The following is a 14405-nucleotide window of genomic DNA, read 5'->3' as shown; positions in this document are numbered from 1 at the left end:
TCCTCCAAGGCAAAAATTGGCTCTAGCGGCCTAATCCTCTACTTTTAGATTCAGTTAAAAATGGGGGGATTACCTTCCCATTCATTTGTATGATCAGCCAAGCCAGTAAGTAAATAGATGGGAATATACAAATTTAACATGCGCTCCTGAACGATGAACTGTGTAGTGCCAGGGGGTAATATTTTCCCCATAACTACAACATATTCAATATCTGATAAAGTCCAGACAGGAAACCTTAATCGTATGCAACCTGCAGAAGGCAACCCATTAGTGCTTAATGATATTCTATGCACTGAAACATTATTAACATATGAGTTGACTATCTGATGCCAATTATTCAAACGATCGATTATGCTTGACGGTTGTTTTACGGGAACAAGCCAGGACTCGAAACCTCTTTCATCAATTAAGCAGGCTGCCCATTCAGTTATTTGCAACTTGCTTTGCCATTTCCATTCAGGATCGGAGCGAAGTTTCTTGAGACATGAGCCAGTCGATATTTCATGCTCCCAGGTCGATAATATAATTTTTTCTGAATTTATAATTTGTGCAGGGATTTTAGTACTATGGAACATAGTGCTTGGAAACGATGAGCACCATCAATAACTAGATATCTACCATCATTCATTTTTGTTACAAGAATAGGGTGGCGCAAATACCCTTCTGATAGAATTGCAGATTTGATTTTCTCTAAACTAAATTCCTCATGCGCTTCATGGATTGTTATATTGCATGCAGGAATGAGACATAATGAAGAAAGCATCTTAACAACCTAAAATATATGCTTTACAAGTACAAAAGGGTTTGGAGTTAATTCCTCAATAGTTTTATGTAAAGAGAGTTCCACAAGATTACTAACAGTCCGAAAAGTCAGGGGAAAAGTAAGACCTTTAGTTAATTTATTTGGCACAATAATGCATCGAAGCCCAGCACTCACAGCAGCTGATGCTCCAACTGGAGAATCCTCAATTGCAAGTGCCTCATCAGCCTTGATCTGAAAATGATCTAATACCATTTGATAAGCCTCTGGATTTGGCTTTGACGCTTTTACATCTTCTTTGGTAATAATCAAATCAAAATAGGTTAAAAGATTTGTTCTTTCAAGGTGGCCAACAACCCAATATCGTGGTGAACTAGATGCCACTGCCAATTTCAATCCAAGTGCGTGAGCTGTTAATATCCAATCTTCTATTCCCGGTAAAGGCTTAAGGTCAATAACTAACTCGGCCAATTTTTCGCGTCGATGCTTTGTCACCTGGTCACGATCTAAAGGCCTTCCTAGTGTTTTTTCTAAATGTAACATGGGGTCAAAATTTTGGGGGGTTATGTGTACCCGCCTTAGCCATTGTTCAACCGGCAAAATAGAATTGTAGTTAGAGTAGATATATTGCCATGCAGTCAATTCAGTGTGCTCTGTGTCAAGAATAGTTCCATCAAAATCAAAAATAATGGCTTTCATTTTATCTCTCAGTAAACTTGTAAAAGTGGTGATTTATTTAAGAAGTCTACCAACTTGATTTTGCTAATTAATACAACAATAGAAACCAGAAAGCTCATTATTAACAAGCTTAACCAGTACCACTCTAAATGCTGGCTATTATCTGCAAAACTATAAAATACGGTGCCCGGTACACTTGCGAATGCACCCCCAATAGCCCATGTACATGTCGAAAAACCCAAATACAGACCTGATTTCCCAGCAGGAGCAAATGTTATTGCAAGTAGATCAACTACTCCTATAAATAATATTTCTCCAATCGTAAATAAACTAATCGCGAAATAAAGCATGTACTCGCCTGGAAACATACATAACGACCAAGCAATCCCCATTAAAAGTGTGCCAAATGCTAGCATTGTAAATTTAGTTGAGAGAGTTAGGTTGCTAATCATTCGGCTACACCAATACTGAAAAACAATAATCAATATAGCGTTCCATGCATTTAAATATGCTATTAATTGTTCACCATTAGGCATTTTTAAAACGTAAAGTGGTAAGACTATATATAACTGGGTGAGGATAAACCAAACTCCTGTAATGAGACTACAATAAATCATAAAGGGTCTTGATGAAAAAACGACAAACATATCTTTAAGTCTGATAGCAGGTTTATTTTTATCTTCTGGGGAGGGCTTTAACCAAATTATCGAAAGAAGCAAAAAAATACCGTAAACACCTGCCGAAAAGAAAAATGTCAGTGGTAAAATCCCTTTATCAGAAAACCAAACATAGGTTAGAGGACCAAGAAGGGAGCCAATATGCATAGTAATGTAGAAGAAACCAAATGTAACAGCGGTATTTTGTCCTTCCTTTGGTTTTGCTAAAATTGCCCGACTGCTAATATTATATAAGCATCCACCAGCACCACTTAGAAATATAATAATAGCTAGAAGCCAAAAGTTTGTTACCCAGCTCATAGTCGTATAGGCTAATACTTCCAAGGCTAAACCTACTAGTATCATATTACGAGAGCCAAATTTATCGCTCCAATAACCTGCCAATATGCCTAAGCCTCGGCGACTAAGATTAAGAATAGCCAATAAAATTCCCGCATCGATTGCGCTCATCCCTAAATACTTAGTTATATAAATCATTAAAAATGGTATAACCAAATAATAGCCATAGCTCGTAAAGAGTCGGCCAAAAACAACAAGTGCTGTATTACGGCTAATCATTAGTAACCTCAATACGTACAGATTTAGTTAAGCTATCCACTTTAAAGTCCAGTTCATCCAATGTTTCTGCTGTCACAATCATGTGGCCATGCGCCTGAAAAATACGCGGCGGCAATAATACTTCATCACCTATTTTTTTGTACATTTCGATTTCAACTGTCTGGAGATCTTCCGAAATTTTTTCAATGCCTTCTATTTTAGTAATTGTTCCCTCATTTTCCGCAAAAAATAGTCGAAAGCCAGTAGCCTTTTGGTTGCATTCAGTAAGATCTAACTGTATAATATCCTGGTTGAATTTCTGTGACTTCTGAGGCTTCAACATCTATATCGTAAGTACCTGTTCCGGTACCTGTTAGTATAACGCAAGGTATTCCTGATTTTTTAAATTGCTTGACTACATTACTTGCCATCTCCATTACCTGTAATGAACGACTCTTTCTCTCGTCATGGAGGTTATATGTTGAAGGTTGCCAGCATAGCATTGAATTCCCATAAGATTTAACCATTTAAATTGTCCTATTTTTAAAGCAAAGCTTAATGCGTTTTCTGGTTTTATACCTGTTCTACCTATTCCTGAGTCCAAATCAACCAAGACATTGATTTTAGATTGAATTGTTTGGCCTGCTTCATTTAAATCATGCAAATTTTTTTCATTATCTACCACGACTATAGTTTCAGGAGCCTTTTTTATACATGAAATTAGGCGTCTTATTTTATTTTCAGTGATTACAGGAGAAGTAATTAAAATATTATTTATTCCCACATCAATCAGGGCTTGCGCTTCAGATACTTTTGCAGCACTAATTCCTATTGCTCCATATTCTATTTGCAATTTCGCCAATTTGGAGCATTTGTGGGTTTTTACATGGGGGCGAATGTTCACTTGAGTATTTTGGGAGTGCTGGCGCATTACATTTAGGTTAAACTCCAATGCACTTTTATCAATAACCAAACAGGGTGTATCAAGTTCAATTTTATTTATTTTGTGTAGGATTTTTGACAAGACTCTCTTGAATAGTGTTTTAGGGTTTGTCGACAATCAGCTAGTTATCATTTTGCTTCGAAAAACCAAATTGATGACGAAATTCTGAACTATATCAAATAAATTAAGCATTGTTGACATATTACGAGATGGGCAAGTATTATTCATCGTGGATTTTTAATAACTAGGATGTGTTGTGACTAAAATAGATGTAAAACTAAAATCTCTTTTTGATCTAATGCCTGGAGCATGGGGTTGTAAAGATGAAAACTCTGTATTTATGTATGCTAACAAAGAATATGGACAAATTATTGGTCTTGATCATCATGAGGATGTTATCGGTAAAACGGACTTTGATATGCCATGTGATACGGTTAATTTTGCTGAAATGTTTCGTGAGCAAGATAAACAAGTTATCCAAACAATGAGTAAAATGAGAATTCTGGATATCCATCCTTTCGCTGGAGGACAATGGAAGGCCTATATTTTCACCAAAACACCTTTATTGGATGAGGAAACAAATCTTTGTGTTGGAACTATTTTTCACGGCATGGATGTAACCAATGTTACAACGCTTGAAATCGGCTCTTTTTTATCTCGTATGTCAGTTGAAGGGGTAAGTAACGATCTTTGCGGTCAAAGCAGCTATATGTTAAATGCTACGTTTAACGATATAAAATTAACGGATCGTCAGTCGGAGGTTCTTTTTTATATCCTTAGAGGTAAAACAGCCAAGCAAATATCTTTGTATTTAAATTTATCTTCACGAACTGTTGAAGAATATTTATTACAATTAAAACATAAGTTTAATGCTGACAATAAATATGAGCTTATAGATAAAGCTATTGCTGCAGGATTTTTAAACACTATCCCCGAAAGCATATTTAATACTCAATTATCCATAGTAATGAAGGATTAAATTAAATCCTGAGATAGTTTTGTAGCATTCTTTACCCATTACCAATAAAATAATGTTGGATTTTTTCGAGAATAATCACGTTGCAAAGAGCTATTAATAGCTTTAGATCGAAATTTAGTCCACTGCTTTGAGCGCATTCTGTAGTTTAGACTTTTGTAGTATTTTATTATCAATTATCATAAATAATATGCAGTATGAAGTAAAGAATATCCGTAATTACTACGGATAACCAAAAGATTTATTTAGTGTAACAATACTGGTGAGAGGTAATTGTATTGGAGTACGTATGAAATGGCTAACCCATCGATTACCTCACATATTCAGCGGCAAAGGTTGGAGAACTTTTTCTTACGCGGCTCATGGATTCGCGTATAAAAATTATTATTAATAGATGTTAAGTATGGATGGTAAATTGACATGTTGTATGATGTATTCAAGTTCCAAGCAATGGAAGCCCTTAATAAGCACCCGTTTAATCAACTGCATTCTAGGGATCAAATAATTAGTTTGTTTCCCCATTTTTTAGGAATTTCTTTAGCATTTCCTTACATACAAGCGGGCTCTCAATTATCGCTTATTAGCGAATCAATCAAATCTAACCAAGATATACCTTCACATGTAGAAATAACGAGTGTAGTAGGTAATTTTCTCTGTTGGGATGAAACCGGAGGCCATTATGTTGTTGAAAAATTTGGTAAAGCAGGCCTTCAGAATATTTTAGATACAAAAAAATGGTTTCATTCTAATTTGCTAAGACGTGATATTGAAATTCTAACTGGCAGGCCTATTATTCCTGATTTTTCAGGACCTACTCGCAGTTATTTGTTATCTCTTATTGAGGGGCTAAGCAACCAGGATTCTGTAATTAGATGTGCCTATATGGTTGCATTTGAAGCCCATGCTCACACTATTATCGAATCTCTATGGGCTGGAATTAAAAGAAATTTTGATCATGATTCAAATGAGCTAATTTATTTCAAAACTCACGTTGGTGGGGATGACCCGGCAGAGGCATACCATATTGAGATGGTACATAAAATGCTGGAATTAATAGTTTGTAAAGAAGAAGAATCTAAATTTCAGGATCATGCAATGCAAGCTTTATATGAAAGTTTAAATTGGAGTGCCTCAATTTCAAACCTCCCAATAAATTGAGTCTAGAACATTAAGGACTTGTAACATAGAGTGCAAGGATAAACGGATGCAAACAATTTTTTTCAGGCAAAGAGAGAGAACATCACGGCCTCTTCATAAATTAATTTTTATTGTTTTTACATATATTTTTCTTGCTCTAATGTATTCACATAATTTATTAGCCAATCTACTCATTGCATTTATATTGGGATTTATTTTGGCTGGAGGTTTAAATTTAGCGCATGAATGTCTACATCAGACGTATCTTAAAAATAGATTCCTCAATACCCAGATTGGCAGATTTTTTTCAGCGATCTTGCTAATAAATTTTACACTATACAAAGAGCATCACTTACAGCATCATAAATATGTTGGAACAGAAAAAGATACAGAAACTAAAATTGAATTCAAATCTTTGGCTCACTATATTTTTTTTATAACGGGTTTACCTTTTGCATTTGCAAAAATTTCAAAGACATTGAATGTCTTATTACAAATTTATCCTTATTATATTGATGGTGTAAAAAAGAAAAAACGTGCTTTGTGGGATAGCCTATTTATTTGCGTCCTTCTAGTTTTATTCTTTAGTTTTACCTTGTTATTTCCGCGTATTATGTTTTATTGCTACTGGCTTCCCTTGTTGTTCTCATATATGTGGATTTTATTTTTCGGACTACCAGAACATTTAGATTGTAATCATGTACCAGATTTTTATTCGGAATCAAGAAGCATCCTTTCTAATTACATAGTCCGACTTTTTCTATGGAATGGAAATTTCCATGCTGAACATCATTTGTATCCTGGTTTGGCTGGTTCAGGCTTACAAAAACTATTTAAAAAAAATATAGACTCTGTTTTTTATCAAGAAAAATCATATCTATATTGGCATATTAGACTAATAAAGAAATTAATTAATATTAAGAATAAAGGGAAAACGAACTTATGCCAAAATTGCTGATAGGAAATGTTTATAGCGAAGCTGTGGTTGGAGATGTTTCTAAGCTACCTGTTTTTACTCGTCAAGAGGCAACTGTTTATGCAAAACGATTAGCTTGGTTGTTAGATGAAGATGATATATTAATACTACCATCTACGCTCTCTAAAACCATGATCGACTATATTTCTCGTATTAAGAATAAAAAGATTACTTCGGCTAATTTTCTTCCTCTATCAACAAATACGGATAATTGGCTCATTTTAACAAGTGAGACGCTTCTTAATAATGAATTAATTAATGATCTTAAAACCCGTATGTCAGGAAAGACATGGGAGATAATTCCTTATATCTATAGCTCTTCTATTATTTGCTTCCTTAATGAATTGACTCTTTCTCATGTTGAACTTCAAAAACCTAATTTTATGAACCAGGCAGGAACTAATTTATTAAATAGTAAATCTGCTTTTAGGGCTTTGGTTGCTTCACATATTCCAATCGCACCAGGAAACGCATGCCGTTCTGCACAAGAGCTGTATTACGTTATGCGTCAACAAATAACTAATAGTGGTGTAATCATCATTAAAAAGGATTTTTCTGCTAATGGGGTAGGTAATATAGCAATTACTTTATGTGATCATTTAAATTATGCTGGAGTACGAGAAGTCATAAAACTAAACGACGTAGATGACATAACTATCGAATTTTCAGAGAAGCTCTGGTGTAGTTTAGTGGATTCATTCGGAAATAATCTAATCGTAGTTGAGACATATTTGCCATCTCAAGATACCATTTATGCTGAATATTATATTGGCAAGAATATAGACGATTGTAAGCTTATGAATTATGGCATTGTTCGTATGGATGAAACTCAAGATACAATAGGAAAAGGTGTCGTAAATTGGATTGGTTTCCAGATCCCCCCAGCTAACTTATCGACAAATATACGGCAACAATTTCTTGATGGCTGTGAGCTATTAAAGCAAAAGCTGTTAAACCTTGGATATAGAGGGCTGGTTAATTTTGATGCAATAATAACGCAAGAGGATCAAGTTATTTTTACAGAAATTAATGGTCGTCTAGGTGGATGCTCACATATACAGCCTATCGCAGAAAAACTCATAGGTGTAAATTATTTAGACACACATTTTATTTTAACTCGTAATCATGTGGCCATTAATGATTTATTGTACGCAATTAATGTAGCTGAAAAACTTTCAGTGGCTAATGGATCAGGAGTAGTCATTATGAATGAAGACATGAATAACTGGAAAGTTATCGACTATATGGTATATGCAAAATCGGAGTCTAGTGCTCTTGCTCTTGAGCAAGAATTCTTAAGTATATTGCTAAAGTAAAATCATTTAATTTTGCATTAAAACTTTATTTCACGGGGAATGAACTATGTCGTTTGCTAAATTCAACAGACCTTGGGTAGATAACTTTTTATCTATAAAAGATGCTATTAAAAACCGAGACTCTATTCAAAATGTTAAAAATTTCTTAAAAAATTATGATGCAAGATATTTAACTTTTCCAATGCCATTAGTTATAGAACAAGCTGTTTACGAAGAGCTGTGCCAAGCGAGTAAATTATTGATCCAAGCACAAACTAAAATTCTAAAATTTTTATTGTCTACTCACTCCCAGGACCACATTCTTGAGATGTTTGATCTTCCTAAAGAAGCAAAGTCTTTTATTGATTGGGATGAGCTGGGAACAGGCAATAATATTATTTCCAGACCTGATATTATCCCTTCAAATCAAGGCTATAAATTTTGTGAGCTTAATATCGAATGCTCGCTTGGGGGTATTAAATTTTTTGATTGCTTTAGTGGCTATTTCAATGCGATCGGGGGTGACTCCAGTCGTTATCTCTCACCACGAAAGGTTATAGCCGAACATTTACATGAGTTAGTTTTAGAGCATAAATTTGAACGAGTAGTTATCTTTTCTTTAAAGCAATATTTATTAGAAGGAAGTGGTGCAGTTAAAAGTTTATTTGACAGTGTCACAGAAACTATTTCTGAAGTACCTGTTTCTCTTGTCACTGAAGAAGATTACCCTGAGGAATACCTTGATTCTAACGAGGGAAAGAAAACGCTTATTTATCGCCTCGCTCTATATGATGATCTAAATTGCTATTCATTATTTTCAAAAATATTCGCTAGCGGAGCCACTGTTATTAATACTTTTGAAACCGAAATTCGAAGCAATAAAAAATGGTTTGCATTATTCCATGACCAACAATATCACTCCATATTAAGCGAGGCTGAACGAGAAACCATATTAAAATATACCCCTTATACCATCTCTATTTCTCAAGATAATATTGAAAATCTCATAGAGAATAAGAATAATTTCATCTTTAAAGCGAATCGCTCTTATGGTGGCGAATCAATTTATGTTGGAATGGAATGTGAGGCTGATTCTTTACGAGAATCTCTAAAAAACCTCAAAGGAGGAACTGCTCAAGAATATATTGTATGTGAAACTCTTGATTTACCAGACAATGATGAGTTTGAACTAAAACAGAATAAAATTGTTTTAGGATTATTCCAAATATTAGATCAATTTACTGGATTAGTTGTGAGAGGTTCGCTTGAGGATAGCATTGTTAATGTAACCCATGGAGCCAAAGTGGGCTGGGCCTTTCCTATCTCTCTAGAAGAAAGAGAGACTCTAATGTTAACTGTTAATAAAAAGTTCAGTCTTTAAAGTATAACTATATAACTGGTAATGAAAATGAAGTATCGTTTTTTGGATTTAAATGGCATTGTAAAAACACAAGAGTGGGGCAAATTTTTCTTAAATTGCCCTAAAGATCCTTATGTGCCCGAAGGATTCAGATATAAAAGCATTTCCTGGCATTGTGGTTTAGAAGAAAATTTTAAGTGTTTACCCCATGCTCCTCTTTTGCAAGAAAAAAAATACAATCCAGTTCATGGGGATATTAGTAGAGATTACTCAGCTATTGAAAATGAATTACATCAAAGAGAAGATTTTTATCAACTCCTTCATAAATTTTCAACTGTGTGTCAATTAAAAAATAATGAAGTGATTTTAGTACAACTTCAGCGAATAGATTGTCATTCTGACCAACAAGGCTTAACTGCTTTGGAAGGTTTCCATAAAGATGGGATAGATTGGTTAGGAATCTTTGTCGTTTCAAGAAATAATATAATTGGTGCACAAACGCAAGTTAAGGATGAGTCAGATCAACTTATTTTTGATGAAATTATCCCAGAAGGAAATTTACTAATTCTTAGAGATCCAGAGGTGCTTCATTATTCTACTCCAATCATCCCAGACATAAATGCTAATTATGGTTGTAGAGACGTTGTGCTTATTACGGCTTGTTCTAAAAACTTAATGGGTCCTAAACCAGCTATAACATAAGAAGAGAAAATGAATTTATTTACCGATAAAGTAGTCGTAATTACAGGAGCGGGAAGCGGAATTGGTTGCCAAGCCGCAATTAATTTTGCTAAAAATGGCGCAAATTTAGTACTCAATGATATCAATGATTCTCGATTAAGAGAGATAACAAAAAATATCAAGTCTTTTAATACGGCAATTATAGCCGCTCCTGGGGATATTGCTAACTCAACTGAGTGTAGTAAATTAGTTGAGTTAGCCTTAGAGAAATTTAATAAAATAGATATCTTAATCAATAATGCTGCCGTTGCTCCGTTAACTCGACCTTTGGAGCTTATTGATGATGAGGAGTGGAATAGTACGATTTGTATCGATTTAAATAGTGTTTTTTATTGTATGCGTGCTGTGTTACCACATATGAAAGCAAATAAATATGGAAAAATTATAAATGTTTCCTCATCTGCTGGCCGCTCTATTAGCACTTTCGCAGGCGCACATTATACCACTGCTAAAGCAGGTATTTTAGGACTCACTCGTCATGCTGCTTTTGAGTATGCTCCATATAACATTAATATTAATGCGATTGCCCCAGGTACAATTGATACGGAATTGTTGCGAAAATCAGCAACAGCAGAAAAAATTAATATGGAATCAGAAAAAATTCCAATGAGGCGATTAGGCACGACTGATGATATCTATAATTTAATTTCTTTTCTTGCATCAGATCAATCTTCATATATTAATGGGGCTACCATCGACATTAATGGAGCCGATCTCTTATTATAATGTTTGCAAACTTAATTCTAAATCTTTCAGGAGGTTAAGTGTTGGCTCTAGACCAACACTTAATCGAACGGCAATTCTTCCTGAGCACTCACCAAAATTTATTGTAGAAGCAGAGGCTAACGTTTCATACCCACCCCAGCCCCATCCTAGTTTTATTAATTTTAAATTATTTAAGAAATCAGGCACATTTTTTTCAAATTCCTTTTTAAAGAAAAAGGTTAGCACACCTCCTGCCCCTTTAAATTGCTCACTCCAAACCGGATAGCTTTTATCTGATGGCAAAGCAGCATAAAAAACTTTTTCAATTGCCGAATGAGTTGTTAACCAAGCTGCAATTTGTAACGCACTATCAAAATGCTGTCTTATCCTTATTTCGAGAGTTTTAAGCCCTCTGAGAGCAAGGTTTAAATCATCAGCACTAGCATATTGACCCAAGGCTCTGCTTGTATTTTGAATTCTTTGGAACAAATCCGTGTGAGCCACTACAATACAGCCCATGATAGAGTCTGAATGCCCGGCAATATATTTAGAGGTACTATGAACTACAATATCTGCGCCATATTTTAAGGGATTGAAAAATAAGGGAGTTGCCCAAGTATTATCAACTAAAATATATGTCTTAGCTGATTTCTTTTTAATTTTAGATAAGTCATAAATATTTGCCCCATAGTTCCCCGGAAAATCAACATATACTAAAACAGTGTCTGGCAAAATTTTTTCATTGATTTCTTTTATATCTGTTCCTGAAAATTTTTCTATTACTACACCAAATTTTGTAAGCACTTCATCACAAAACCGTAGCGTGGCTGGAAAAGACGATTCGTCAATTAATATATGCGAGCCAGGATAAGCAATTGTGATGAGTGCGGTGGTTATGGCAGCTAGTCCAGAGCAAGTTACAATGGCGCCTACACCGCCTTCTAAAAAATTTATAGCTTTACAAAAAGCATCTGAAGTTGGAGTCCCCCATCTTCCATAGACATAGGGTGTCTTTTCATCGCACATCACTTTATAGCTGTCGAAAAGAACAGTTGATCCCCGGTAGACAGGCGGATTAGCGAATTGCCAACTTTCTTGAGTAGTCCTTTCTGGATTAGGTTGTTGTCCCTCTAATTCATCATCGTTCATTAGAGCTATTCTGTCAGTTTGTGCTTGCCAGCAGCTATACTTTCTTCCCAATTTTGACCATCGAATTCTACATATTCAATATGTTCTGCCTGGTTTAAGTCAAGACATCGAGCATTGACACTAAAATATCCAGTTGGATGAGAGCGTGGTCTATAGAATGGCATTATTCCGCATACGACACAGAATGTATGATCAGCAATGCAATTTCCGAATCGATAAGGTTTTAGAAATTCTTGGCCACAATGAAGTTTAAAGTGCTCTTCTTTAACCATCAATTCCTGATGGCCCGATTTGAAACAGATACCACAATTACAAAGAGTAATTGTTAAATTACGAGTAGCAGAGGCTTCAAATTTGATATTAGCGCAATGACATTGTCCTATGTACCATATCCTTGCTTTATTTTCTTCAATTGTTTGCATATTATTTTCCATACAACATCCTAATTACCATTAAACTATATTGCGTCGTGGCGAGCGGCTTTGATACTCGTCATTTAAGCTATGAATTACTTCAGCGACAGATTTCGTGCCAATAAGATTATTGGCTGCTCGTACACTTAGAGTACCTTCAGCTAACTCTTTATCTCCAACCACAATAATATAATTAATTTGTTGAAGTTGAGCTTTACGTACTTTTTTATTAATTGATTCATTATCAAAATCTACCTCAGCTCGTAATCCAGCCTTTATAAATTGTTCTAATACGTTCTGAGCATAATCATGATGATTTTCCGCGATAGGCAATATTACTACTTGAACAGGCGCTAGCCAAAGTGGAAATTTACCAGCGTAATGCTCAATAAGAATGCCAAAAAAACGTTCTATTGAACCATAGACTACACGATGAATCATCACTGGGCGTTGTTTTTCACCATTCGCATCAATGTAACTTAAGTCGAATCGCTCAGGTAAATTTAAGTCTAATTGGATAGTCCCACATTGCCAGGTTCTACCAATGGCATCTCTGATATGGATATCAATTTTCGGCCCATAGAAAGCACCATCGCCTTCATTAAGCTTATAGGTATAGCCACAACGAGTTAATGATTCAATTAAGCCATCTGTTGCTAATTGCCATTGTTCATCACTTCCGATAGATTGTTCAGGTCGAGTGGATAGCTCCAAGTGATAATCTAATCCAAATAACTTATACATGGATGTTGCCAATGATAAAACCTTATGAATTTCATCAGAAATATCAGTAGGCTTCATAAAAATGTGAGCATCATCTTGATGAAAACAACGAACTCGGAACAATCCTGACAGAGCACCACTAAACTCATGCCGATGTACAACTCCTACTTCAGCGATACGTAAAGGCAGTTGTCGATAAGAATAAATATCTTCCTTATAAAACAACATGCCGCCCGGGCAATTCATAGGCTTTAATACACTTGTTTTTTCATCGACTACGCTAAGGTACATATTTTCCCGATAAAAATCCCAATGCCCAGATGTTTCCCACAATTCATGAGACATAAGTATCGGTGTTTTAATTTGTTTGTAGCCCTCTTTATTATGTTGTTCCTGCCAATACGACATAAGTTCATTCCAGATAATCATACCTTTGGGATGAATGAATGGCATACCAGGACCTTCCTTATGGAAGGAAAATAAACCGAGCTGTTTACCTATAACGCGATGATCACGCTTGGCTGCTTCTTCTAAGAAATTCAAATGCGATTTTAGTAATTTTTTATCTGGAAACGAAATACCATAAATCCGTGTGAGTTGAGGATTATTTTTATCAGCACGCCAATAGGCTCCAGAAGTTTTCATAAGCTTAAATGCTTGTACTATACCAAAATGAGGAATATGAGGGCCTCGACATAAATCAATAAAATCATTTTGAGAGTAGGCGCTTAAACCTTCATCTAGATTTTCAATCATTTCCATTTTAAATCTATTATTGGCAAATATTTTTTTTGCCTCTTCTTTACCAGAATATTCAATACGTTGGGGTTCAATTCGTTCTTGAACAATTTTTTGAACTTCTGCTTCGACCTTGGGAAAATCATCAGCGGAAATCGATAAATCAGCAAAGTCATAATAAAAACCAGACTCAATAGCGGGTCCTATTGTTGGTTTTGCTTCTGGGTATAAACGAGTTATCGCTTGAGCAAGAATGTGTGCTGAAGAGTGCCAGAATATTTCTTTTCCTTCAGGGTCGTCAAAAGTTAGAACTTGAATATTATCTCCATCTTGGAGTTCAATATTAAGATCCTTCGGTATACCATTTACTTTAAGTGCTAGCGCTTGATGACCATTGAGAGATTTTTTGATCTGGCGTATCAAATCAAAACCATTCGCTTCAGCAGCTAATTCGACAACACTTCCATCTGTAACATTTATTTGCATAGAACTCTCTTTAACATCATGTGTATTATTTAATTTTTTCTATATTTGCAAGCTATAAGCGTAAAAATCCAAGTATTTTCGTAACCTGTCGTATTATATTCTAGACTTGAA

The 14405-nt window shown here is 35.1% G+C and carries 16 protein-coding genes; 7 read left to right on the top strand and 9 right to left on the bottom strand.

The features are described 5' to 3' along the window. Positions 1-50: 50 nt before the first annotated feature. The 6 genes from Ldro_RS09035 to Ldro_RS09015 form a co-directional block, all read right to left on the bottom strand. On the bottom strand, positions 51-575 hold the full coding sequence (locus tag Ldro_RS09035) for a hypothetical protein (RefSeq protein WP_058496056.1): 525 nt from the start codon (positions 573-575) through the stop codon (positions 51-53). Continuing rightward, the gene (locus tag Ldro_RS17015; protein ID WP_083497924.1) at positions 539-763 is read right to left on the bottom strand and encodes a ParB N-terminal domain-containing protein; all 225 of its coding nucleotides are present in this window, start codon (positions 761-763) and stop codon (positions 539-541) included. Before Ldro_RS17015 ends, Ldro_RS09035 begins: the two co-directional genes overlap by 37 nt. A gap of 9 nt (positions 764-772) precedes the next feature. Then, positions 773-1459, bottom strand: coding sequence for an HAD family hydrolase (locus Ldro_RS09030; RefSeq protein WP_058496055.1), 687 nt, complete (start codon positions 1457-1459; stop codon positions 773-775). Between the two features lie 8 nt (positions 1460-1467). Continuing rightward, positions 1468-2673, bottom strand: coding sequence for an MFS transporter (locus Ldro_RS09025; protein WP_058496054.1), 1206 nt, complete (start codon positions 2671-2673; stop codon positions 1468-1470). Then, complete coding sequence (locus Ldro_RS09020; RefSeq protein ID WP_058496053.1) at positions 2666-2995, bottom strand: hypothetical protein; 330 nt, start codon at positions 2993-2995, stop codon at positions 2666-2668. Before Ldro_RS09020 ends, Ldro_RS09025 begins: the two co-directional genes overlap by 8 nt. 93 nt (positions 2996-3088) lie before the next feature. Then, on the bottom strand, positions 3089-3676 hold the full coding sequence (locus tag Ldro_RS09015) for an alanine racemase (RefSeq protein WP_058496052.1): 588 nt from the start codon (positions 3674-3676) through the stop codon (positions 3089-3091). Between the two features lie 175 nt (positions 3677-3851). On the opposite strand from Ldro_RS09015, the gene Ldro_RS09010 reads away from it, so the two are divergent. The 7 genes from Ldro_RS09010 (at position 3852) to Ldro_RS08980 (ending at position 10806) form a co-directional block, all read left to right on the top strand. After that, positions 3852-4574: a helix-turn-helix transcriptional regulator gene (locus Ldro_RS09010; protein WP_083497923.1), complete on the top strand. Its 723-nt coding sequence runs from the start codon at positions 3852-3854 to the stop codon at positions 4572-4574. A 417-nt stretch (positions 4575-4991) separates the two neighbouring features. Continuing rightward, complete coding sequence (locus tag Ldro_RS09005; protein WP_058496051.1) at positions 4992-5729, top strand: hypothetical protein; 738 nt, start codon at positions 4992-4994, stop codon at positions 5727-5729. Between the two features lie 46 nt (positions 5730-5775). Further along, positions 5776-6666: a fatty acid desaturase family protein gene (locus tag Ldro_RS09000; RefSeq protein ID WP_058496050.1), complete on the top strand. Its 891-nt coding sequence runs from the start codon at positions 5776-5778 to the stop codon at positions 6664-6666. After that, positions 6651-8000: a preATP grasp domain-containing protein gene (locus Ldro_RS08995; protein WP_058496049.1), complete on the top strand. Its 1350-nt coding sequence runs from the start codon at positions 6651-6653 to the stop codon at positions 7998-8000. Before Ldro_RS09000 ends, Ldro_RS08995 begins: the two co-directional genes overlap by 16 nt. Before the next feature lie 46 nt (positions 8001-8046). Beyond that, on the top strand, positions 8047-9360 hold the full coding sequence (locus Ldro_RS08990; RefSeq protein WP_058496048.1) for a hypothetical protein: 1314 nt from the start codon (positions 8047-8049) through the stop codon (positions 9358-9360). A 27-nt stretch (positions 9361-9387) separates the two neighbouring features. Next, on the top strand, positions 9388-10041 hold the full coding sequence (locus tag Ldro_RS08985; RefSeq protein WP_058496047.1) for a 2OG-Fe dioxygenase family protein: 654 nt from the start codon (positions 9388-9390) through the stop codon (positions 10039-10041). A gap of 9 nt (positions 10042-10050) precedes the next feature. Beyond that, a complete protein-coding gene (locus Ldro_RS08980; protein ID WP_058496046.1) occupies positions 10051-10806 on the top strand; it encodes an SDR family NAD(P)-dependent oxidoreductase in 756 nt (251 codons plus the stop codon). Here the strand turns inward: Ldro_RS08980 and Ldro_RS08975 are convergent. Genes Ldro_RS08975 through thrS form a run of 3 tightly spaced genes read right to left on the bottom strand, consistent with a single transcriptional unit; the run spans position 10801 to position 14294 of the window. After that, on the bottom strand, positions 10801-11934 hold the full coding sequence (locus tag Ldro_RS08975; protein ID WP_058496045.1) for a trans-sulfuration enzyme family protein: 1134 nt from the start codon (positions 11932-11934) through the stop codon (positions 10801-10803). The two genes, Ldro_RS08980 and Ldro_RS08975, sit on opposite strands and share 6 nt — an antisense overlap. A 5-nt stretch (positions 11935-11939) precedes the next feature. Then, a complete protein-coding gene (locus tag Ldro_RS08970) occupies positions 11940-12368 on the bottom strand; it encodes a GFA family protein (protein WP_083497921.1) in 429 nt (142 codons plus the stop codon). Positions 12369-12386: 18 nt separating this feature from the next. Next, entirely contained in the window at positions 12387-14294 is a 1908-nt protein-coding gene (gene thrS / locus Ldro_RS08965) for a threonine--tRNA ligase (protein WP_058496044.1), read from the bottom strand. Positions 14295-14405: the final 111 nt, after the last annotated feature.

The organism is Legionella drozanskii LLAP-1 (assembly GCF_001467585.1).
Taxonomy (GTDB): domain Bacteria; phylum Pseudomonadota; class Gammaproteobacteria; order Legionellales; family Legionellaceae; genus Tatlockia; species Tatlockia drozanskii.
The sequence above is the reverse complement of the archived record's forward strand: the minus strand, read 5'-3'. Positions and strand labels throughout refer to the sequence as shown.

Bases quoted from the DNA above. Each gene is read 5' to 3' on its own strand.
- Ldro_RS09000 (WP_058496050.1), top strand. From the start codon at position 5,776: ATGCAAACAATTTTTTTCAGGCAAAGAGAGAGAACATCACGGCCTCTT.
- Ldro_RS08970 (WP_083497921.1), bottom strand. From the start codon at position 12,368: ATGGAAAATAATATGCAAACAATTGAAGAAAATAAAGCAAGGATATGG.
- Ldro_RS08975 (WP_058496045.1), bottom strand. From the start codon at position 11,934: ATGAACGATGATGAATTAGAGGGACAACAACCTAATCCAGAAAGGACT.
- Ldro_RS17015 (WP_083497924.1), bottom strand. From the start codon at position 763: ATGCTTTCTTCATTATGTCTCATTCCTGCATGCAATATAACAATCCAT.
- Ldro_RS09025 (WP_058496054.1), bottom strand. From the start codon at position 2,673: ATGATTAGCCGTAATACAGCACTTGTTGTTTTTGGCCGACTCTTTACG.
- Ldro_RS08985 (WP_058496047.1), top strand. From the start codon at position 9,388: ATGAAGTATCGTTTTTTGGATTTAAATGGCATTGTAAAAACACAAGAG.
- Ldro_RS09035 (WP_058496056.1), bottom strand. From the start codon at position 575: ATGTTCCATAGTACTAAAATCCCTGCACAAATTATAAATTCAGAAAAA.
- Ldro_RS08980 (WP_058496046.1), top strand. From the start codon at position 10,051: ATGAATTTATTTACCGATAAAGTAGTCGTAATTACAGGAGCGGGAAGC.
- Ldro_RS09030 (WP_058496055.1), bottom strand. From the start codon at position 1,459: ATGAAAGCCATTATTTTTGATTTTGATGGAACTATTCTTGACACAGAG.
- thrS (WP_058496044.1), bottom strand. From the start codon at position 14,294: ATGCAAATAAATGTTACAGATGGAAGTGTTGTCGAATTAGCTGCTGAA.
- Ldro_RS08995 (WP_058496049.1), top strand. From the start codon at position 6,651: ATGCCAAAATTGCTGATAGGAAATGTTTATAGCGAAGCTGTGGTTGGA.
- Ldro_RS09020 (WP_058496053.1), bottom strand. From the start codon at position 2,995: ATGTTGAAGCCTCAGAAGTCACAGAAATTCAACCAGGATATTATACAG.
- Ldro_RS09005 (WP_058496051.1), top strand. From the start codon at position 4,992: ATGTTGTATGATGTATTCAAGTTCCAAGCAATGGAAGCCCTTAATAAG.
- Ldro_RS08990 (WP_058496048.1), top strand. From the start codon at position 8,047: ATGTCGTTTGCTAAATTCAACAGACCTTGGGTAGATAACTTTTTATCT.